General features: G+C 32.6%; 23 protein-coding genes and 1 pseudogene. 12 read left to right on the forward strand and 12 right to left on the reverse strand.

Going from position 1 to position 21,977, the window contains the following annotated elements:
* Nucleotides 1-106: 106 nt before the first annotated feature.
* The 3 genes from NNH57_RS22615 to epsC all read right to left on the reverse strand — a co-directional run bounded on the left by NNH57_RS22615 (nt 107) and on the right by epsC (nt 2,296).
* Nucleotides 107-388, reverse strand: a complete 282-nt coding sequence (locus tag NNH57_RS22615; RefSeq protein WP_108808862.1) for a hypothetical protein — start codon at nt 386-388, stop codon at nt 107-109.
* Nucleotides 389-620: 232 nt separating this feature from the next.
* Nucleotides 621-1,505, reverse strand: a complete 885-nt coding sequence (gene cysM / locus NNH57_RS22620) for a cysteine synthase CysM (RefSeq protein ID WP_074406477.1) — start codon at nt 1,503-1,505, stop codon at nt 621-623.
* Entirely contained in the window at nt 1,505-2,296 is a 792-nt protein-coding gene (gene epsC, locus NNH57_RS22625; protein WP_074406476.1) for a serine O-acetyltransferase EpsC, read from the reverse strand. Before epsC ends, cysM begins: the two co-directional genes overlap by 1 nt.
* Before the next feature lie 285 nt (nt 2,297-2,581).
* Here epsC and NNH57_RS22630 point away from each other — a divergent pair, with 285 nt between their 5' ends.
* The 10 genes from NNH57_RS22630 to NNH57_RS22675 all read left to right on the forward strand — a co-directional run bounded on the left by NNH57_RS22630 (nt 2,582) and on the right by NNH57_RS22675 (nt 10,993).
* The gene (locus NNH57_RS22630; RefSeq protein WP_074406475.1) at nt 2,582-3,016 is read left to right on the forward strand and encodes a c-type cytochrome; all 435 of its coding nucleotides are present in this window, start codon (nt 2,582-2,584) and stop codon (nt 3,014-3,016) included.
* A gap of 21 nt (nt 3,017-3,037) precedes the next feature.
* Nucleotides 3,038-4,378 (forward strand): cbb3-type cytochrome c oxidase subunit I, encoded by a 1,341-nt coding sequence (locus NNH57_RS22635; protein ID WP_074406474.1) that lies wholly within the window; start codon nt 3,038-3,040, stop codon nt 4,376-4,378.
* Nucleotides 4,379-4,566: 188 nt separating this feature from the next.
* On the forward strand, nt 4,567-5,403 hold the full coding sequence (locus NNH57_RS22640) for a CbbQ/NirQ/NorQ/GpvN family protein (RefSeq protein ID WP_279434194.1): 837 nt from the start codon (nt 4,567-4,569) through the stop codon (nt 5,401-5,403).
* Nucleotides 5,404-5,477: 74 nt separating this feature from the next.
* Nucleotides 5,478-7,253 carry a nitric oxide reductase activation protein NorD gene (locus tag NNH57_RS22645; protein WP_108808863.1) on the forward strand — a complete coding sequence of 592 codons (1,776 nt, stop codon included), beginning with the start codon at nt 5,478-5,480 and terminating at the stop codon, nt 7,251-7,253.
* The gene (locus tag NNH57_RS22650; RefSeq protein ID WP_074406472.1) at nt 7,254-8,228 is read left to right on the forward strand and encodes a DUF438 domain-containing protein; all 975 of its coding nucleotides are present in this window, start codon (nt 7,254-7,256) and stop codon (nt 8,226-8,228) included.
* A 32-nt stretch (nt 8,229-8,260) separates the two neighbouring features.
* On the forward strand, nt 8,261-8,836 hold the full coding sequence (locus tag NNH57_RS22655) for a cytochrome c oxidase subunit 3 (RefSeq protein WP_074406471.1): 576 nt from the start codon (nt 8,261-8,263) through the stop codon (nt 8,834-8,836).
* Between the two features lie 55 nt (nt 8,837-8,891).
* On the forward strand, nt 8,892-9,125 hold the full coding sequence (locus NNH57_RS22660) for a cytochrome C oxidase subunit IV family protein (RefSeq protein WP_108808911.1): 234 nt from the start codon (nt 8,892-8,894) through the stop codon (nt 9,123-9,125).
* A gap of 154 nt (nt 9,126-9,279) precedes the next feature.
* A complete protein-coding gene (locus tag NNH57_RS22665; RefSeq protein ID WP_074406470.1) occupies nt 9,280-9,699 on the forward strand; it encodes a CBS domain-containing protein in 420 nt (139 codons plus the stop codon).
* Nucleotides 9,700-9,853: 154 nt separating this feature from the next.
* Nucleotides 9,854-10,531, forward strand: a complete 678-nt coding sequence (locus NNH57_RS22670; RefSeq protein ID WP_074406469.1) for a DUF2461 domain-containing protein — start codon at nt 9,854-9,856, stop codon at nt 10,529-10,531.
* A gap of 6 nt (nt 10,532-10,537) precedes the next feature.
* Complete coding sequence (locus NNH57_RS22675) at nt 10,538-10,993, forward strand: hypothetical protein (protein WP_074406468.1); 456 nt, start codon at nt 10,538-10,540, stop codon at nt 10,991-10,993.
* A gap of 153 nt (nt 10,994-11,146) precedes the next feature.
* Here the strand turns inward: NNH57_RS22675 and NNH57_RS22680 are convergent, their stop codons facing one another.
* The 7 genes from NNH57_RS22680 to NNH57_RS22710 form a co-directional block, all read right to left on the reverse strand.
* Nucleotides 11,147-11,899 (reverse strand): SDR family NAD(P)-dependent oxidoreductase, encoded by a 753-nt coding sequence (locus tag NNH57_RS22680; RefSeq protein WP_074406467.1) that lies wholly within the window; start codon nt 11,897-11,899, stop codon nt 11,147-11,149.
* An 86-nt stretch (nt 11,900-11,985) separates the two neighbouring features.
* Nucleotides 11,986-12,294, reverse strand: coding sequence for a hypothetical protein (locus NNH57_RS22685; protein WP_074406466.1), 309 nt, complete (start codon nt 12,292-12,294; stop codon nt 11,986-11,988).
* A gap of 244 nt (nt 12,295-12,538) precedes the next feature.
* Nucleotides 12,539-13,288, reverse strand: coding sequence for an SDR family NAD(P)-dependent oxidoreductase (locus NNH57_RS22690; RefSeq protein ID WP_074406465.1), 750 nt, complete (start codon nt 13,286-13,288; stop codon nt 12,539-12,541).
* Nucleotides 13,289-13,353: 65 nt separating this feature from the next.
* Nucleotides 13,354-13,935, reverse strand: coding sequence for a TetR/AcrR family transcriptional regulator (locus tag NNH57_RS22695; protein WP_074406464.1), 582 nt, complete (start codon nt 13,933-13,935; stop codon nt 13,354-13,356).
* A gap of 71 nt (nt 13,936-14,006) precedes the next feature.
* Nucleotides 14,007-14,534 (reverse strand): GNAT family N-acetyltransferase, encoded by a 528-nt coding sequence (locus NNH57_RS22700; protein ID WP_074406463.1) that lies wholly within the window; start codon nt 14,532-14,534, stop codon nt 14,007-14,009.
* 170 nt (nt 14,535-14,704) lie between these two features.
* Complete coding sequence (locus tag NNH57_RS22705) at nt 14,705-15,454, reverse strand: C40 family peptidase (protein WP_074406462.1); 750 nt, start codon at nt 15,452-15,454, stop codon at nt 14,705-14,707.
* A 120-nt stretch (nt 15,455-15,574) separates the two neighbouring features.
* The gene (locus NNH57_RS22710) at nt 15,575-16,753 is read right to left on the reverse strand and encodes an acetyl-CoA C-acyltransferase (RefSeq protein ID WP_074406461.1); all 1,179 of its coding nucleotides are present in this window, start codon (nt 16,751-16,753) and stop codon (nt 15,575-15,577) included.
* A gap of 237 nt (nt 16,754-16,990) precedes the next feature.
* Here NNH57_RS22710 and NNH57_RS22715 point away from each other — a divergent pair, with 237 nt between their 5' ends.
* Nucleotides 16,991-18,856 (forward strand): hypothetical protein, encoded by a 1,866-nt coding sequence (locus NNH57_RS22715; RefSeq protein WP_108808864.1) that lies wholly within the window; start codon nt 16,991-16,993, stop codon nt 18,854-18,856.
* 212 nt (nt 18,857-19,068) lie between these two features.
* Nucleotides 19,069-21,114, forward strand: a complete 2,046-nt coding sequence (locus NNH57_RS22720; RefSeq protein ID WP_074406459.1) for an HD family phosphohydrolase — start codon at nt 19,069-19,071, stop codon at nt 21,112-21,114.
* Between the two features lie 60 nt (nt 21,115-21,174).
* Here NNH57_RS22720 and NNH57_RS22725 read toward each other — a convergent pair whose 3' ends face one another.
* Together NNH57_RS22725 and NNH57_RS22730 are read right to left on the reverse strand one after the other, a co-directional pair.
* The gene (locus NNH57_RS22725; RefSeq protein ID WP_074406458.1) at nt 21,175-21,456 is read right to left on the reverse strand and encodes a DUF3817 domain-containing protein; all 282 of its coding nucleotides are present in this window, start codon (nt 21,454-21,456) and stop codon (nt 21,175-21,177) included.
* Between the two features lie 18 nt (nt 21,457-21,474).
* A pseudogene (locus NNH57_RS22730) lies at nt 21,475-21,977 on the reverse strand (mechanosensitive ion channel domain-containing protein); the annotation flags it as partial.

A 21,977-nucleotide genomic window follows, 5' to 3' on the forward strand; every position in this document is an offset into this window, starting at 1 on the left:
TCTGTTTTTACATTTTAAAATTCGTCGATTAGAAGGGGGCAACTTTAGAAGAAATGTATTGAAAATAGATTTTTGAAATAAAAAAACTATTCACGATGAAGATTACTCACTTTTCTATTAATCGATATCTTTTTCTGTCAAATTCATCTTTCATTTCATTTTGATCATATACTTTCAAAAGTTCAATAAAGCCATCTTTACACAATCGATCTAAATCATTTTGAGAAATATCGTTTGCAGTAAAATACATCGATTCTCCATTTACTTCAATAAACCATGGTATCCACAACACGCCCCACATTTCCCAAAAATATTCAAATTCACTACTATTATTTTCAGAACACCTTTCTTTTAATTCACTCAAGAACAATTCTAAACGATCATCCATAAATAATTTGAATTTTTGAAATTATAAATATCAATAGTATCCATTCTTAATATTGTATCCTAAGGGTAATCTAAGATAATAAAGAGAAGTATATGTAGTATGTCAAAATTCTAATTTTTTGAACTGTATTTCTTATTTATAAAAACTAAAGAAATTGGGGATGATAAGCATCTAAATTAGAAAAAACTAACATAAAAGAAATTATAAAGTATATGGTAAGAAAAAACAGGTATTACTCAAATAAATCAGAACTTAGGTACCTATCTCCACGATCACAGATAATAGCAACAAGCACACCTCTTTTTAGTGTTTTTGCTAATTTTATAGCAGCAGTAACAGCTCCACCACTACTCATGCCAGAGAAAACACCTTCTTCTTTTGCTAATCGTTTTGCCATATCAGTGGCTTCTTCCTGGCTTACTTCGATAACCTGGTCTACTTTATTTGGATTAAAGATTTTAGGAAGATATTCTTTTGGCCATTTACGTATTCCGGGAATTCTGGATTCGTCGGTAGGTTGTACTCCAACAATTTGTATATCTTTTGATTGTTCTTTGAGATAAGTCGATGTTCCCATAATCGTTCCTGTAGTTCCCATAGAGGATACAAAATGTGTAATTTTACCTTGCGTATCTTTCCAGATTTCTGGTCCGGTAGTTTTATAATGGGCACGCCAATTATCATCGTTAGCAAATTGATTTAACATAACATACCCTTCTTTATTAACTTTATCTTCTGCATAATCTCTAGAACCTTCTATTCCTATATCTGATGAGGTAAGTGTTACTTTTGCACCAAAAGCACGCATAGTCTGTACTCGTTCTTTGGTAGAATTTTCTGGCATTACCAATTCAATATCCAGTTTAAAAATTCCTGCGATCATCGCCAAAGCAATTCCTGTGTTACCACTTGTTGCTTCGATAAGCTTAGTATTTTGATTAATATCACCACGATCCAGTGCAGATTTAATCATATTATAAGCAGCGCGATCTTTAACGCTTCCTCCTGGGTTATGCCCTTCTAGTTTTAGATATAATGTAATATTGGGATTGTCTATTAGGGAAGTAGCCTTTACCAAAGGGGTATTTCCTATCAGGTCTAAAATACTATGTGACATTAGATAACTTTTTTGATCTTAATTTCTGCTGTATTTGAAATAATCGAATTTTCGGGAACCGAAGAGGTAATCCACGCATTACCACCAATAGTACTATTGGCTCCAATAACAGTACTTCCACCTAGTATTGTTGCATTAGCATAGATAGTTACATTGTTTTCTACAGTTGGGTGACGTTTTACATTACGAAGTTTTCTGTCTACATATAACCCTCCAAGAGTTACACCTTGATATATCTTAACATTGTCTTTTATAATTACCGTTTCTCCGATAACAATACCTGTTGCATGATCTATAAAAAACGATTCTCCGATTTCTGCTCCCGGGTTAATGTCGGTACCTGTTAATCGATGCGAATATTCTGTCATTAATCGAGGGACAAGGGGTAAACCAAATTTAAGAAGCTCGTGACTTAATCTATAGATTGCTATAGCATAAAACCCAGGGTAGGCCATATATATTTCTTCTATAGAATTTGCTGCCGGATCACTTTTCATAAAGGCCTGAGCATCCAGATTTAGTTTTTTTAGTATGCCAGGTAACTTCTCTAAATAAGATTGCCAAAGTTTACTACAAGGTTTATCGGTTTCCCAACACGCAAGATCAACAAGCGTTTCGAAAGTTTTTTCAAGACGATCTATATTCTTGGCTACTTCTGTATCTGTATCGAATAATGTATAGAAAAGTAATTTCGTAAAATATTCGGTTTTTTCTTTTAGCTCAAGTTTAAGATTCGGATTCTTTTTCAGCTCTTTTATCTCATCGATAATTTGATCTCTTTCTTTAGTCATTGTAGTTTATTTGAAAACTCTAGTAAATATATAGAATAAAAGGTATAAAAGTCTTTTTAAACCATAAATACTTACATTTTTAAAATAATAATAACATTAGGAGGGAATAATTGCTTGTATTCTGTAATTTTTAGTTAAGCTTTCATGAGCATAGGATATGTGGATAATGAATCATTATTGATCGGTTTATGATTTAAATCATATTTGGGAGCATAGTGTTTATCTATTTTTACATCAATAAAAGATAAAAAGATCTTTTTATAATAAATTAAACTAATTATCACTATGTTATCTAAAAAACAAGCGCGAAATTTCTTTCTGGGAGGAACATTGGTCACTTTTTTGGCATTTATTGGGTTAACGATCTATTCTTTTAGTGAAGAACAAGATCAATCTAACTATACCAATATAACAGAACAAGTGGTGCGTGGAAAACACTTATGGGAAACCAACAATTGTATGGGATGTCATACTCTTCTGGGAGAGGGAGGATATTATGCTCCAGAACTAACCAAGGTTCTCGATAGAAGAGGAGAAGGGTATGTAAAAGCAGTGCTAATGACTCCTGTTCCCTGGGCACCAAATGGCAGAAAGATGGTAGCTTATGGTTTCTCTGAAGAAGAAGCAAAAGATCTGATCGCCTTTTTTGATTGGATTGATGATATCGATCTAAATGGTTTTGATAGAGTTGTGTCGCCATTAGCAAAAGATGAAAACTAAATAACTTAAAAATATAAATAGATGAAATACAAATCTCAAAAAGTAGCATACTGGTTCTTTGCCTTATCCATGTTACTATTGGTCTTACAAATTACCTATGGATTTATTATGGGCTTTGCCCGTATTGGTATGGATGGGTTACATGATTTTATTCCCTTTAATACAGCTAGAGCCGTACATACAAATTTATTAGTAGTCTGGTTGTTATCTGGCTTTATGGGGGCTGCATATTATATTATTCCCGAAGAAGCTCAACGTGAACTTGTAAATGTAAAATTGGCTTATGTACAATTAATTTCACTTGCGTTGGTTGGTGTTACCGCTATCGTTGGATACCATTTTAATTGGTGGGAGGGACGTAAGTTTTTAGAAATACCAAGACAATTAGATTTTTTGGTTGTTATTAATGTACTACTCTTTTTAGGATTGATACTCATGACTCTCTTTAAAGGAAAACGCAGAACTACTACATCATTAGTGCTATCTATGGGACTATTGTTTGCTGCTCTATTGTATCTGCCTGGGATGTTACCATTCGATAGCCAGGTGACTGATTCATTTTTTCGTTGGTGGGTTGTACATTTATGGGTAGAAGGAGTATGGGAGCTTATTATGGGAGGTATACTTTCTTTCTTGTTAATTAAGCTTACCGGAGTTGATAGAGAGGTTATAGAGAAATGGTTGTACGTTATTGTGGGGTTAACTTTTTTATCAGGAGTATTAGGTACTGGTCATCACTATTATTATATAGGAGTTAATAAGATATGGTTAATTGTTGGAGGTATATTTTCTGCTCTAGAGCCTCTGGCTTTTTTAGCAATGGCCCTTTTTGCAGTAAATATGTATCGAAAAGGAGAGAAAAAACATCCTAATACCATAGCGCTATTCTGGACTATAGGGTCGGCAATTGTATCCTTTGTAGGAGCAGGGCTATTAGGTTTCGCTCACACATTACCTCAGACCAATTTATATACGCATGGTACTCTGGTTACTGCCATGCATGGTCACCTTGCTTTTTGGGGAGCATATGCAATGATTGTACTTGCAATTATTAGTTATTCTTTACCAAATCTAACAGGGAGAAAATTGTACAATAGTGTAAGAGGAAGAACTTCATTCTGGACATCAAATATTGGTATGATAGGTATGACCGTTGCTTTTGGTGTCGCTGGTGTTGCTCAGGTATATTTAGAACGTAAGTTTAAAATGGAATTTATGGCTGTACAAAAAGAAATTAGCATTCACTTCGTTGTATTGATTCTCTGTGCATCATTATTCACTATCGGAATCATATTATATATAATTGATTTTATAAAACATGGTCGCCCTAATGATGAGGCTATGGAAGTTCGAGAAGTCTAATTGATATAAAATATAGTTTTCTTTTTTCAAGATAAGGTCTAAAAAGACATGTTGCGTTTATGTATCTACCTTTCCCCCATATATTGTAGATGTACGATTGATGTTACAGTGATAAAGTGATTTACAAGACTTCATTTATTACTACTCATAACTTTTTAGGCCTTTTTCAATTTAAAAACAATAACATTATGGACCATATTGCTCCCAACGGAAACAAAACAGCACTATCCAAAATGACTACTGAAGTACCACTTAGTCCTCCTTTTTATAGACCCATTGCCAAAGAGATAGAAGTTTTTGAACATTCTTATAAAAGCAAAATCCCATTTTTATTAAAAGGGCCTACAGGTACCGGTAAATCAAGATTTATCGAATATATGACATATCAATTGGGTAAGCCCCTAATTACAGTTAGTTGCCATGAAGAAACCTCTTCTACCGATTTAATCGGAAGGTATATTATCAAAGGAGCCGAGACCATCTGGCTGGATGGCCCACTAACCACAGCAGTTAAAAAAGGAGCAATTCTTTATTTGGACGAAATTGCAGAAGCAAGACCAGATGTAATTGTTGCCATTCATTCACTTACAGATCATAGAAGAGAGTTGTTCGTTGATAAGTTAGGAGAAACCATAAAAGCACATCCCGATTTTATGTTAGTCGCTTCTTTTAATCCCGGGTATCAAAGAGGGTTTAAAGAATTAAAACCTTCAACCAGGCAACGTTTTGTAGCTGTATCTTTTGATTACCCAGAGGCCAAAATTGAAACCGATATTTTGATAAATGAAACAGATGTTCTTCCGGCAGAAGCCAAGAAATTGGTAAACATTGCAAACAAAGTAAGAAACTTAACCGAGTTAGGTCTAACCGAAACTGTTTCGACACGATTGCTGGTTGATGCAGCAAAATTAATCCATTCTGGGTTACCAAAACGTCTTGCAGTACATGTAGCTATTGTAGAACCTCTCACAGATGATCTAGAGGTGATAAGTGCTTTAAAAGATCTGTGTGATTTGATGATATAATTTAAAATGCAGAATGTTTGGTAATGAGTGTTTAGTTACTCTAAACCAAAATGTAACATATCAATACTAAAATCATGTTTGAGTTTGAACCAGATGAATACATCTTTACCAAATTTGCCCATTATTTCAAGCGTCGCAGAAAGAAAAAAGAAGCAAATTTGACTTACGCAGTAAAGTTAAACGATATAAAACCTCGTTTGACCATTTTTGCAAGAGCTATTACAGGTAAGTCTATAGAAATTTATGAAGCAGAAAGAGAAGGTGGTTATAAAAATAATAACTTCTTTCTGCCTTCAAAATATGCTGAATTTTTAACGATCGAAGAAAATATTTCTTTTTATCTATTTAGAGTATTATACCTGGCTACTCAAAAAAACTTGGATTTGAACTGGAATGATACTTTAGAACATTCAGTAGAAGAATCCCGAATACTAGCCTCAGATACTTCATCAAAAGTGTTAAAACATTTATTTGAAGAATTCCCGATCACCGAGAATTATTTCCAAAAATTCATAGCGTATTATGCTGGAAAAACTAAAAAAGACACACAAATAGATTATTCATTTATTTATGGAAAGTGGATGCGCAATATTCCTGAAGAAATGCTTAATGAAACTTTGAATAATTTTACTGAAAAAATAAAAACTGCCAACCCAGAGCAGCCAAAAACAACTTTGAAAGCTAATGCTGTAGAAGAAATAATTTCGATTCAAGTAGATGAAAAACAAGTAGAAGATGCTGTTTTGCAACATCAGTTTGAAAAGGTGGAAACGGCAGATGAATTTGGAGGGAATTTCAAAGACATGGATGGAGATGATGAGCTAGATGATCATGCTAATGCTTTAGAAGATTTAAATATGAAGTACACTGTGCGAGTTGATGACACAGCACATTCTGTTTATCAGGCAGATTTCATTGAAAATACAACTATAGCAGAAAGTGCCGAAAGAAATGAAAAAGGGTATTTTATCCCTTATGATGAATGGAATTATGCAAAGCGTACGTATAAAGACAATTTTTGTAAAGTATATCCCAAAACCATCCTAAAAACAGATGTTGGATATTATAAAAAAACAATATCGAAAAATGGGTCTACACTGCTTGGACTAAGAAAAATGTTGACAACAGTTAATAATAAATATCAACAACAACGCAGACAGACACAAGGAGAGGAGTTTGATTTAGATGCCATAACCGATTTGTTTGTCGATGTACATTCTGGTATAACTCCATCAGAGAAAATATATTTATCAAAACAAAAAAAAGAAAAAGATCTATCTATTTTACTGTTGTTAGACATTAGCTTATCTAGCGATGGTTATGCTGCCGGTAATCGAGTTATCGATGTAGAAAAACAAGTTTCCATTCTTTTTGGTGAAATATTAGATGAATTTAATATCGATTTCTCGATCAATTGTTTCTATTCTAAAACCAGAAATCATTCTAGTTACATAACGATTAAAGGTTTTGATGATCACTGGAGTAAAGCAAAATTTAAAATAGGAGCCGTAGAACCTGGAGGATATACTCGTATTGGACCCGCACTTCGACATTCGGGGGCATTGTTGGATAAACGAAATACTAAGAATAAATGGATTATTCTTATTTCTGATGGAAAACCAAACGATTATGACAGATATGAAGGAAAATATGGTATCAATGATATAAAACAAGCCTTACGAGAACTCAATGAACGTCAAATAAATTCGTATGCCCTGGCAATTGAAGCACAGGCAAAATATTATTTACCGCAAATGTTTGGACAAAACCATTATCAAATTTTAACAACACCAGTAGAGCTATTACAATCATTAGTAAAACTCTACGAGAAGATTAAACACCAAAATTAAATGAACTCTTTTTTGCCAGAAGTAGAAAAATTACCAGAGGGACACCCGGTAAAAGTGTATTATCAGGAAAGTGAACTCATCCAGGAATTATTATCTGAATTATATGAAGCAGACGCTATAGCAGACTTTCAACAGTATTTCAATATATTTAATCAGTTAACAACCATAGAAAAACGATTTGCTCGAAAAGAGAACCAGCTATTTCCATATTTAGAGAAACATGGTTGGAATGGCCCCAGCCGGGGAATGTGGTCTTTTCATGACAATTTAAGAGACCAGATTAGGCTGTTAAATACACATAATGCAGAGAGAAATACTACTAAAATCATAGAAAACCTTCCGTATTTGATAGAAGGAATAAAGCGGCTTCTCACTATTGAAGATATGAGATTGTTTCCTATAGCTATGCAAATACTTAGTGAAGAAGACTGGAAAGAATTTTATGAAGGAGATGAAGAAATGGGATGGATGTTATCTCAGAAACCTAAACCATATCCCGCAATAGAAACAGCATATATTCACCCAAGCGAAGATTTTACCGAACGTGATTTACCATTTTCTTTAGAAGATACCTTTCATTATGATGAGGGCTACATGACCCCAAATCAGGTAAACCTATTGCTTCGCTATTTACCGGTTGATATTACTTATGTAGATGAAAACGACAAAGTCATTTTTTATAATAGGGGAGAAGATCGTGTTTTTCCCAGAAGCAAAGGAATTATAGGAAGAGAAGTTCGTTTTTGTCACCCTCCCAAAAGTGTAGATATGGTACTACGTATAGTAGATGAATTTAGAGCAGGTACAAAAGATGTGGCAGAATTCTGGTTTAATTATAGAGGTCAGGTAATTCATATCCGATACTTTGCCATTAGAGATAAGCACAAAAATTATAAAGGAGTTATCGAAATGTCTCAGGATGTAACCGAAATTCAAAAACTAAATGGAGAAAAACGACTGTTGGATTGGGATTAAAAAAACACATAGAAAAGGATTAAAGAAGATAAATGAAACAAACACCTATTAACTATAGCAATATATACTACCCGCCAGGAGGAATTCTTATGTGGATTATAATTTCTTTAGAATTAATAACTTTTGGAATGGCTATAATAGCAATGGTATACTGTGGCAAACAAGAGCCTGATCTTTTTCATCAATCAAGGATGCTGTTAAATCCAGTTTATGGAATTATTAATACTATTCTTTTGCTTACCAGCGGTTTTTGTATGGCAATTTCGGTTCATTATCTAAAAATTAATATCCCACAAAAATCTAAAATACTGTTGTTAGCAACAATGCTGTTTGGGATGTTATTTTTAATAATAAAAACCTTTGAATACAACGAAAAAATAAATCTGGGCCTTGATATTAATCACAATTTGTTTTTTACATTTTATTGGTTACTCACTTTATTTCATGTCATACATGTTATTGTTGGCTTGGTGATATTAGGCTCTGTTTACTTTGGACTAAGAAATAAGAAAACAAATATAGAAGATGTTGAAGCAAGTGCTTCATTTTGGCATATGTGTGATTTGATATGGTTATTTATCTTTCCTATCATTTATCTATTTTTTTGATAAAAAAAAGACATGTCTGTTTTAAGTGATGCACACTAATTTTAAAAGATATCCTATGAAAAAAAGTATAACTATTACCTACGTGTTTTTAATATTGCTAACCGTTATTTCGGGAATAATATCTGGTGCAATAAATAAAAATATTTCTTTTATCATTTTACTGTTATCTGCATTAAAATTTATTGGCGTATCGTTTTATTTTATGGACTTAAAAAAAGCACATACTTTTTGGAAATCTATTATAATAGGGTATGCTATAGCATTGGTTATCATTGTTTTGATGATTTAATGATGTCGTTGTTTTGTAAATGCAAATCGATCCGCAATAGATATGAATAATGTATTGAAAAATTGACACAAATTTTGAATACATGAACTGATATTTATCATAATTTTTTTATGAGTTTGATCCTATCTTTAGTATAGAATTTAAACCTAATAGAATGAAAAAAAGAACACCTGTTTCCAAAATTATGACTTCCGATGTAATTACCTTAAATCACACTAATGGTTTAGAAACAGCGGAAAAGCTATTTAAAGAAAATAATATCCGTCATATTCCTGTAGTTAGTGGCGATGCTATTATTGGTATGTTAAGTTATACCGATTTACTACGTATAAGTTTTGCCGATGCTGTAGAAATAGAAGAGCAAGATGTTGACACAGTAGTTTACGAAATGTTTACTATAGAACAGGTAATGGCAAAAAACCTGGTAAGTGTAAGCTCTAGTACTACAATCAAGGAAGTTGCAGAAATATTGTCGAAAAAAGAATTTCATGCATTACCTGTAGTAGATAATGATAAACTGGTAGGTATAGTAACCACAACAGATTTGATAAATTATTTATTAGATCAATTCTAATAACTCGGTTTTTAGAAAATGCAAAAAAGGGAAGTAATGTGCTTCTCTTTTTTGTTGAAATAAAGTAAAGTTTGATCTACCGTATTCCATAAAATTTAGTTAAACTTCTATAGAGAAAACAGATTTTAGTATTTTTAAGATCAAAGTATATTATATGAGTACCATACCAAAAACAATATTTGAATTTTTAAAAGATCTAAAAGAAAACAATCATCGAGATTGGATGACAGAAAATAAGAAACAGTATCAGAGTAATGAAAAAATACTCAAAGCGTTTTATGCATCTGTCGCAGAACGATTAAATGAGAAAGATGAGATCGAAAAAACTAAAGTATTTAGAATTAATCGAGATGTTCGTTTTAGTAAAAATAAAACACCGTATAATGTACATCGCAGCGCAAGTTTTAGCAGGGCAGGAGTACATAGGAGAGGAGGATATTATTTGCGATTAGAACCGGGTAATTCACTTATGGCAGGAGGTTTTTTTAGCCCAGAACCAGCAGATTTATTAAGGGTTAGGAAAGAATTCGAAATGGATGATCAAGAGATTCGTGAAATATTATCAAATGCAGATTTCAAGAAAGCATTTAATGGTTTTGACTCTTCAAACCAGGTAAAGACAGCTCCAAAAGGATTTAGTAAAGATCATCCTAATATTGATTTAATCAAAAATAAATCATTTTTTGTAGCACATAACTTTACAGATACAGAGGTTTTTGCGCCTGATTTTCTGGATAAAGTAGTATACCATTATGAATTACTAAGACCATTTTTTGATTATATGAGCGATGTGCTTACGACAGACCTTAATGGTGTTTCTTTAATTGAGTAAAGAATAATGGAAATACGAATCATAAAAGATAATAGAAGAAATGTATTGTCTTGTATTAGAGAAGATGGTAGTATAACCAGTACTGGTTTAGGCCCTGACCTTCCTAACCATGATATGGCACATTTTGTTGTAGAATCTTATTTTGGTTTAAAACAAGGATTTTATGGAATGATAAAATCAGGGATGACTATAGAAGACCTTTCTAATAAAGAAATTATTAAAACCTTAGGAAAAGAATCCTGGCTTGCTGAGATTTTGGCTAGAAACCTTCAAGCATTAGGTTCGGGTTCTAGTACAATAGAAGAATTTATTTCTTTGGTTACCTGGGAAACAAATACGATGTCAATTCAACCTCCAAAAATGAAGTTATCCGATGTTAAAAAAATCAAATTCAGTTTTGATGTGCTATGTAAGCAATGGAAACAATTATCTGATCAGGATCGTCTGAGTTTGATGTTTTAAAAAATTATATTACTAACATTGGAAAATTCTGTGAGGTTTTATAAATAAATCATTTTAAATTTAAAAACCTCACAGATATATTGACCAGTAAACAACAAACTTTTCGATTTTGATTTAATGTAGTTTATGTTGTGATAGGATAGATATAGAAAATTAAACCTGAGTCATTCCCCCATCAACTTCTAATTCTATACCATTGATATAGGATGCATCATCAGATGCTAGGAATAAAGCAGATTTAGCTATTTCTTCTGGAGTCCCAAAACGACCCAAGGGTACTTGCCTGGCAAAACCTTTTCCCATTTCTTCTGAAACATCTTTTGGTAGCCCCATTTTACTAAAAATTGGAGTTGTAATAGGTCCTGGGGAAATAGAATTAACGCGAATACTTCTGGACTTTACTTCTGATGTTAAAACCCTTTGGTAGGCACGTAAGGCGCCCTTGGTAGCAGAATATATCGCTAGACCATCAAAGGCTCGATGTGTTACTACAGAGTTATTAAAAAGGATTGTTCCTTGATCATTAATATGTGGTAATGCTTCTTTAACCGCTAATATTGGTCCTTTTACATTAATATTAAAAATCTCTTCATAATGTGCTTCTGTGATTTCATGGGTTGGAGTAGGGCGTAAAACAACGCCAGCATTAAGGAATAGAATATCAATTTTACCATATTTATTTATGGCTTCTTTAATCAATCTTTTATTATCTTCTGGTTTGGCTACATCTGCTGTAACGGTTATAAAATCCCCTACAAGTGTTTTTGAAACTTCATCCAATGCTTCCTGGCGTCTTCCTGAGAGTACCACTTTGGCACCTTCTTGTAAATACAGCTTAGCCGTTGCTAATCCGATTCCGCTGTTTGCTCCTGTAATAACGGCTACTTTGTTGTGCAGTTTTTTCATCTTAATTGATTTTTTGTTAATAAATTTTACTTGAGGCAATTATTTCGAATATGCTAAACGATACATCTGACAATCCAATAATTCCCTTATAAGGTTTCTACTGGGGAAGTAGAAATAGAATTATTTTTATCGAATATGCGGTAGAAATCATCATTGTAGTGATACACACGATGTATATCATTAGAATGATGTGTATGTGTTAAGAAATTTTTAGAATTGAAGAATAAACGATATCCCGAAAGGAATATATCTGAGGTTGATTTATTATTCTGAAGTACTATTGCTTTATGATAAGTATAGTGTCTATTTGTAGTAACAGGTATTATTTTTTTGAAGAAATCTCTATATAATTCTGTTTGACAGAACCATTTGTGAGTATCATTTTTTTCTCCCATAGTATAGTGGTTTTAAGAAGTATATACCAGATGGGATTTGTCTGGAAATTACGCAAAAAAAGTAAGTTTTTTTATGCGTATAATTAATTTTAAGAGTATAATATACAAATAATCAATGTGTTATGCAAAACCTAATATTTTGAGTTTTATAGAATTTTGATATTAAAAAGAACGATAAAAGAATTGAGACGCATTTAAAAAGGCCGATTTCTATCAAAATCAGCCTTTTTTATGGAGAAGTATTTTATATTTGACTTAGCCCACCATCAATTTCTAAATCCACGCCATTAATAAAAGATGCATCTTCTGAGGCTAGAAATAAAGCGGATTTTGCAACTTCTTCAGAAGTCCCAAAACGACCTAATGGCACTTGTTGAGCAAAACCTTTACCCATTTCTTCAACAACATCTTCTGGTAATCCCATTTTACCATATATAGGTGTTTCTATAGGCCCTGGCGCAATAGAATTAACACGAATACCTCTAGACTTTACCTCAGAGGTTAAAACACGTTGGTAAGCTCGTAATGCTCCTTTGGTTGCAGAATAAACACCTAATCCATCAAACCCTTTTTGAGAAACAATAGAGTTTGTAAATAGTATAGCTCCACCGTCATTGATATGAGGCAATGCTTCTTTGGTAGCTAATATTGGTCCTTTTACATTGGTATTAAATAAAGTATCATAATGCTCTTCTGTTATTTCATGTGCAGGTGCTACTGGTGCAATTCCTGCGTTTAGGAAGAGAATATCAATTTTTCCATATTTAGTGGTTGCTTCCTCAATTAATCTTTTGTTGTCCTCTGCGTTGGTTACATCGGCTTTTATGGTAATGAAATCACCTTCTAGTGCTTCTGAAACTTGATCCAGTGCCTCTTGGCGTCTTCCCGAAAGTACCACTTTGGCTCCTTCCTGTAAATACAGCTTTGCTGTTGCCAATCCAATTCCGCTATTGGCCCCGGTAATAACTGCAACTTTGTTTTGTAACTTTTTCATTGTATTATTTTTGTATTTATAAATAGTTTATTTGAAACAATCGTTTCAAAATAGGTTAAAAAAAATTAGTATAGTACTTTGAGTACAGTACGAGTGAGATTTCTTAAATCATTTTCATTTTTATTTAGTATTCCCGTCATTCTAAGTCCTTGTATAGACGAAAAGAGGTATAATGCATATTGACCAGCCGTCTGATGCTGATTAAATATCTTTTCCATTTGCCCTTTGGTCACAATATCTTCAAGCATCGCAATCATTCGGTCTTGATTTTTTTCCATAAAGGATTTAATCAAAGGCTCCTGGTTTGTCATTTCTGATTTACAATTAATAACCAAACAACCTTTACGATCATTATCATTAATAATTTCATGAATATATAAATCAAAAATAGCTTCAATAGCCTCGCTTGCATTATAAGATTGTGCTAACTTTTGGCTAAAACTGTTTCCATATGTAGACTGATAATGTGAAAGAACTTCGAGAAACATATTTAATTTACTTCCAAAAGAGTTGTAAATACTCGATCGATTTAAATCAGTAGCATCTACCAAATCTTGCATAGAAGTACCATTGTATCCCTTTTTATGAAATACTTCGGTAGCTTTTTGCAACACCGTGTTTCTGTTAAATGTTTCTACTTTTGGCATACTTAATATGAAATGATCGTTTCAAAAATAATTAAAATTGGCAATGTGTATTGTTATAAAAATCATAAAGTTTATAAAATGAGTTTCATCATCATGTCTGTTTGAAGATCTGTTCCTAACATAAAATTGTGAGTATCAAAGATTTTAAAACCATTTCTTTTATAAAACTTGATAGCTCCAGGATTTTTCTCCCAGACACCTAACCAGATAAATTCTATAGATTTTTCTTTTGCTATTTGTAAGATTTTTTGAAATAGCGATTGCCCAATTTTTTCCCCTTGATGCTCTTTTACGACATATATTCGTTCTATTTCTAGAGTGTTACCTTCTACGGGTTCTGTTTGGGCACTATCAAAATTTATTTTAATATATCCAGCTATTTGATTATTTATCCACGCAAAGTAAAACTTAGAGTTTGGGTTATGAAGCTCTCGTGTAATGTTATCCAAGGTGAATTTTTCATTAAGGTACCCATTGATATTTTCTTCTGTGTTATGAGGAGGACCAAAGGCATCGTAAAATGTCTGACGCCCTATATCCAATAACTTACGGTTATCTTTTAGTTGCACTGGTTTGATTAGAACTTCTGGTAATTCCATATTGATACTGAACTAATTGGACATTAATTTTTTAAAAACCTATACACAAGATCATCACTACATTTACAGCTGCCAAATTCTGGGAACTTAGAAAATAGAGATTGCGATTGCAGTGGTTAATTAACAAGCATAAAAGACCAAAGTGAATGTATCATTTCGGTTTTTTTAAATTAGATAATACGTTTGATCACTCTTAATTTATGAGTATGTGTACGTTTTTCGGGGTTATAAATCCCAGTGTGATCTATACGATCTACACGTACTTTACCATGAGCATGGATGATGTAATTATCTTTCATTATAATACCTACATGGGTAATTGCACCTTCTTCATTATCAAAAAATGCCAGATCTCCAGGTTCACTTTCTTCAATAAAACTTAACGGATCTCCTTGTGTTGCTTGTTGAGACGCGTCTCGTAATAATTTATACCCATTAAGTTTATATACCATTTGAGAAAATCCACTACAATCAATACCAAAATTTGTTTTTCCTCCCCATAGGTACGGTGCATTAAGAAATAGAAAAGCGGTATTTACGATATTATCTTTAGGTTGTTTTTCTGTAATTCGGGTCCCTTCATAGTGATGCTTAAAAAAGTCTAATGCTTTGAGAGAAGATCCAAGAGGAATAAGCATTAGTTGGTTCTCATCACAGCTTACAAATTCGACCATATCTCCCACCATGCAAAGCGGTTTTTTATCGAAATTAGTATATTCTTCTTCGGTGATTTCTACATATTGTTTGTTATCAATCCAGCCTTCATAACGATCAAAAGCCAATCGAATTTTACTCCATTTTTTACGTTTTTCTAGCACTTTAAAATGTTCACCATATAATACTTGGGAAACCATCTCACTAGGGTCTTGAGGTTCAAAACGTAACGGGACAATACTTAAATTACAAATACCGTATTGCATGAATTTTTTATAGGAAAAAGACGAATAAACGTCAGATTATTATATGATTAGATTGAAATTCAGAACATCGAAGTTAAGGGAACAGCTTTCGACCCTTAACTTCGATTTTCTAATGTACAACTATACTCTTTCGATTACCATAGCCGATGCGCCACCACCACCATTACAGATAGCTGCAGCACCGATCTTGGCGTTGTTTTGTTCTAATACGTTGATTAAGGTAATTAATATTCGTACACCAGAGCATCCTAGTGGATGTCCTAGAGAAACAGCACCACCATTTACATTGGTATTGGTGTCATTAAGTCCCAGAATTTTTTGATTTGCTAGTCCAACAACAGAGAAAGCTTCGTTAAATTCAAAGAAATCTACATCATCAAGAGAGATTCCTGCTTTTTCTATTGCTTTAGGTAATGCTTTTGCAGGAGCAGTAGTAAACCATTTCGGCTCTTGCGCAGCATCTGCATAACTTTTTATTCTTACAAGAGGTTCTAATCCAAGTTCCTGAGCTTTTTCGGCGCTCATAACAACAACAGCTCCTGCACCGTCATTAATTGTAGAAGCATTCGCAGCAGTAACTGTTCCTTCTTTAGAAAAAGCAGGACGTAAAGCAGGTATTTTTTCCATTTTTACGTTTTTATATTCTTCGTCTTCTGTAATCATAACCGGTTCCCCGCGACGTTGTGGTACTGCTACAGGAACTACTTCATTATTAAATTTACCATCTGCCCAAGCTTTTGCAGAACGCTCGTATGATTGGATAGCAAAAGCATCCTGATCTTCTCTGCTAAAATTATGTTCTGTAGCACAAAGATCTGCACAAACTCCCATTGCATTATGGTCATAAGCATCTACTAATCCATCTTTTTGCATACCATCATCCATAGTCTGAGGCCCAAATTTATGCCCTGCTCTTAATCGCACATAATGAGGTATTAAACTCATATTTTCCATCCCTCCGGCAACTACAATATCTGCATCACCCAAAGCAATGGTTTGTGCAGCATGCATAACAGCTTTCATACCACTCGAACATACTTTATTTACAGTTGTACAAGGAACAGTATCGTTGATACCTGCTCCTAACGCAGCTTGCCTGGCAGGAGCTTGTCCATTTCCGGCCTGAACTGCATTACCCATATATACCTCCTGAACTAGTGAAGGATCCAGGTTTATTTTATCTAATGCACCTTTGATTGCAGTAGCTCCTAATTGGGTAGCCGGAACAGTAGATAAACTTCCCATAAAACTTCCTATTGGTGTACGTACTGCAGATACGATTACTACTTCTTTACTCATTATTTATGTTTTAAAAATGTGTGTATTGTTTTTTGCGAATTTAGTGATTTTTAAAGGATATGCATAGTGAAGTTACTAACAAGAGTTATAATGGGGTACTGACTTATTTTTTATGCTACATTGAGTGATGATTTCGAATTACAAAAAGATTCTATTGTTACCTGGTCTATAAATGATTTCACTGTTTTCAGGGTGTTTCACAAATTTTTTAGAGCATAATTTTGCGTAAAAAAAGTAATGAGAAATTTAAAATATACTTTTACTTTGTTTATGAGTATTCTAACTATAGCATGTTCTAATGATGATGATACTGTAGCAACTATAATTACCATAAAAGATTTTGAAACAGTTATAAAAGAGAATCCGGTTGTTGATCAAGAATTGGGTGTTATAGAGGCGAGTACCAATCTAGGAACATTAGATTACAGTATTAAATCAGAAGATCCTGCAGGTGCTTTTGCTATTGATAGTAAAACAGGAAAACTAACAGTAAAAGATGCTACCCTGTTTGATTATGAAACTAATCCTAAACTTACAGCTATAGTGTTGATTAAGGTAGGAGGAGAAGGTAAAGAAGTAACGGTAACAGTAGATTTGATCAATATTGATAAGCCTACCATAACGGTAAAAGATTTTGAAACCATTATAGATGAGAACCCTGATCAAGGGCAAGAGTTGGGTACTATAGAAGCAACTACCGATGAAGGGGAATTAGCATATATTATCAAAACTGAAGAACCCACAGGCGCTTTTGCTATTGATAATAAAACAGGAAAACTAACAGTAAAAGATGTTACCCTGTTTGATTATGAAACCCGAGATCAACTTACAGCTATAGTGTTGATTAAGAGTGGAGAAGAAAGTAAAGAGGCAAAAATAACTGTACATCTTAATAATATTGATGGAGCCGCAACTATAACTGTAAAAGATTTCGAAACCACTATAGATGAAAATACAGAGCAAAGACAAGGTTTAGGGTTTGTAAAAGTAACCACCAATACAGGTAAACTAACCTATAGTATTAAAAAAGAGAATCCCGAAGGAGCATTTATGATATTCCCTAGTGAAAAAGGGGAAGAAAGAGAAAATGGCTTTCATATAGAGATAAAAGATATTAGTTTATTTGATTATGAAAAAAGAACAGAACTTACTGCTATAGTATTGGTAACAAATGGAGAAACAAGCAAAGAAGTAACTATAACAGTGAAACTAAATGATATTGTAGGGGATATTAATTTTGCTGACCTCAATTTTAAAAAGGCTTTATTAAAGCATACCGATCCTGTAATTGACACTAATGATGATGGGCAAATAACCGAAGATGAAGCTAAAATTATTACAACACTAAATGTAAAACTAAAAAGTATTACTGACCTTTCTGGAATTGAATATTTTACAGCATTGATTACACTAGATTGTAGCACAAATAATAATTTGACTACTCTAGATTTAAGTAAAAATATAGCATTGACCGAACTGGATTGTAGTAGTAACGACATAATTACCTTAGATGTAAGCAAAAACATTGAATTAACTAAACTACATTGTAGTGATAATGATTTAACCTCTGTTGATGTGGGTAAAAACGTAAAACTAAATTTTTTGAATACTTCTCAAAATCCATTAATAGATTTGGATATAAGTAAAAACATAGTATTAGAGACGTTAGGTTATGGCGATGAAAATAGCCCGTTAACTACTTTAGATATAAGTAAAAACACAAAATTGTCCACTTTGTTTATTGGATATACTGACTTAACCTCTATAGATTTGAGCAATAATACCGAATTAACTAGACTAGCTTTTCTTTTTAGTAATATGACAACTCTGGATTTAAGTAATAATACAGCACTAACTCATCTGGATTTTCTGGCATGTACTATAAATACATTAGATCTAAGTAATAATGTTGCATTAACTAATCTAGCCTGTAATGGAGCCAACCTATCCTCTCTAAATTTGAAGAATGGTAACAATGCGAATTTAACAGCTAGTTTTCGCAATAACCCCTCTCTTACATGTGTAGAGGTTGATGATCCTACTGCAAACTATAATTGGTCTAAAGATGATACAGCGGTATATTCTAGTAATTGTTCTTTATAAGTATAATGTAAAAATCATATAAAACAAAAAACGATGATCCCAGATCATCGTTTTTTGTTTTATATCTTATATCTTTTCGGGTTATAATTATAATCACATCAAAGAACTCGTTTTAACCATTTCATATAAATATAATTGAAGAAGATAAATTTTGAAGAAAAAAGAATTACTCAAGATAAGTTCTTTTAGTATTTTTGGGTAATTTCTAAAATATGAAAAGTTTTTTGAACAAATTATATAAAAAACAATCCTCTATATATAGGATTTTTCTTTTTATATGTACGACAGCACTAATTGTATACTTATTTCCGAAAGGAGGGATATTTAAATATGAATTTACAAAAGGTAAACCCTGGCAATATGAAAATTTATACGCTCCTTTTGATTTTGCAATTGCAAAAACCGAAGCAGAAATAGAGGAAGAGAAAAAACGAATTAATGATAATGTAATTCCTTATTTTGAATACGACACTATAATAGCTAATTCTGCAAAAGAATCTTATGATACCGCATTTTCTAATTACTTAAAATCACTTGATCAAAGCAGTAGTAGGGATGAAGCAAAGCTTTTTGGTAGAATATTGTTAAATGATATATATAGACATGGAGTGCTGCAAGAAAAATACTCTTATGACAGTGACAGACAAATTTTTTTAAATAAAGGAAATACTGCAGAAGCAATAACATATGGTCAAATTCTAACTTCTGATGTCTTAACTAAAACCATTAATTCCCGTATCGATAAAAGTGAATATACAAAGTTTAAAAGCGATTACGTTGCCTTGTTTTATGATTTGATAAAACCAAATGTTAGGCTAAACAAAAGGCTAACAGAGAGTACTTTGGAAATTGAACTAGAGAAAGTTCTTACTACAAGAGGAGGAGTATCCAGGGGGAGTAGGATTATAGCCAAAGGAGAGGTAGTAGAAGGAAATAAATTGCAAATATTAAATTCGTTAAAAGCAGAATATGAATCCCAGGTATGGAGCGATAAAAACTTCTATTGGATTGTTTTAGGGTATTGCTTATTGGTTTCATTAGCACTTATGATGCTCCTATTGTTTATTAAAAAATATAGAACAGATATATATGAAAACAATACTCAGGTAACTTTTATTTTCTTTAATGTTCTTTTTCTGGTATTGATAACTACCTTAGTAGTTAAATACCGATCAGATTATATCTATGTTGTTCCTTTGTGTATTCTTCCTTTGGTTCTTAAAGCATTTTTTGATTCGAGATTGGGATTGTTTACTCATGTAATTACAGTACTTATACTGGGGTTTGTTGTTCCTAATAGTTACGAGTATACTTTTTTGCAGATTATTGCAGGAATTGTAACAATATTAACAATTTCAGAATCTTTTAAGCGGGCTAATTTGTTTATTTCTGTGGGCCAGATCACATTAATTTATATTCTGGCATATATTGCATTTCATATTATTCATGAAGGAAGTATAAGTAATATAGACTGGGTAACAGTTGGGTTGTTTGTAATAAGTGGATTTGCAACTCTTATAGTACACCCTTTAATCTATGCTTATGAAAAGGTTTTTGGATTAATTTCTGATGTTTCATTATTAGAACTTAGTGATACAAATTCGGTTTTACTTAAAGAATTATCTAATAAAGCACCAGGAACATTTCACCATTCACTTAATGTGGCTAATATTGCAGAGGCTGCCGCTAATGAAATAGGAGCTAATGCTATGCTGGTAAGAGTAGGAGCATTATATCATGATATTGGTAAGATGGCAAACCCTACATATTTTACCGAAAATCAATCTGCTTCTGGTAATGCACATGATGTGTTATCTCCAAAAGAGAGTGCAAAAATTATTATTAATCATGTGATACGAGGAATAGAGATTGCTAAAAAAAATAACTTACCTGATCGTGTTATCGATTTTATTAGAACTCACCACGGTACTAGTACTGTTTACTATTTTTATAGCAAAGAAAAAGAAACTAATGAAAATGTGAATATTGAGGATTTTAGGTATCCCGGTCCGAAACCATTTTCTAAAGAAACTGCTATTTTGATGATGAGTGATAGTGTAGAAGCTGCTTCAAAAAGCCTTAAAGACCCTACAAGTAGTTTAATCGATTCTTTTGTAGAAAAAATAGTAAGCAAACAAATGGAAGATAACCAGTTTCTGAATGCCAATATTACTTTTAAAGAAATCCAACAGATCAAAAAAGTCTTTAAACGTAAACTAACCAATATTTACCACCTTAGGATAGAGTATCCAGAGTAATTATTAGATATGAATATTGATTATGTATGTAATAGTAATTACTGAAGTTTCACTCTTCAATTACTCAGTCTTCTTTAGGTATTTTCGATCCATCCAAAAAGTTCCAAAAGGGATAATAGAACAAACTAAAACAATCATAAGTGTTTTGGTGTTCCATTGTTTTTCTGGTTTCACAAGAAATGCAAATACAATATAAATTAGAAAAAGAAACCCATGAGCCATCCCTATTATTTTATTAGGCTCCGGAGATTCGAAAATATATTTTAAAGGCATGGTTACAAAGAGAATGAGTAGGTATGAAATACCCTCAAGATAGCTAATTAGTCTAAAGCTTGAAATCATAAAATTATTGGTGTTACGTTATTTTTCTGGAGTATAATTTAGTTCGAATACCTCTAGATTAAAATAGGGTATTGCAGATAGTAAATGATCAAAAATATCTGCCATTATCTGTTCATAGTTTTTCCAAACTTTGTTATTACTAAAGGCATATATTTCTAAAGGTGTTCCTTGTGCAGAAGGTGGTAATTGACGACTCATAATTGTCATTTCCTTATTGATAAACGGGTGGTTTTCTAGATATAACTCTACATACATTCTAAAAACCCCCATGTTAGTCAGGTTTCTTCCGTTCATCAATATACTTTTATCAATCTTAGATTGTTGATTGTAAGAGTCTATTTTTTGTTGAGTTGAAGTAAGATACCCTTCAATAAGTTCAATTTTTTTTAATTTATTGAGATCATCTTCAGATAAAAATGAAATACTCGATGTTTTGATTAATAATGCTCTTTTAATTCTCCTTCCGCCAGAATTCATCATACCTCTCCAGTTTTTAAAAGACTGTGATGTAAGATAATATG

The sequence above is a fragment of the Aquimarina spinulae genome, from assembly GCF_943373825.1.
Taxonomy (GTDB): Bacteria; Bacteroidota; Bacteroidia; order Flavobacteriales; family Flavobacteriaceae; genus Aquimarina; species Aquimarina spinulae.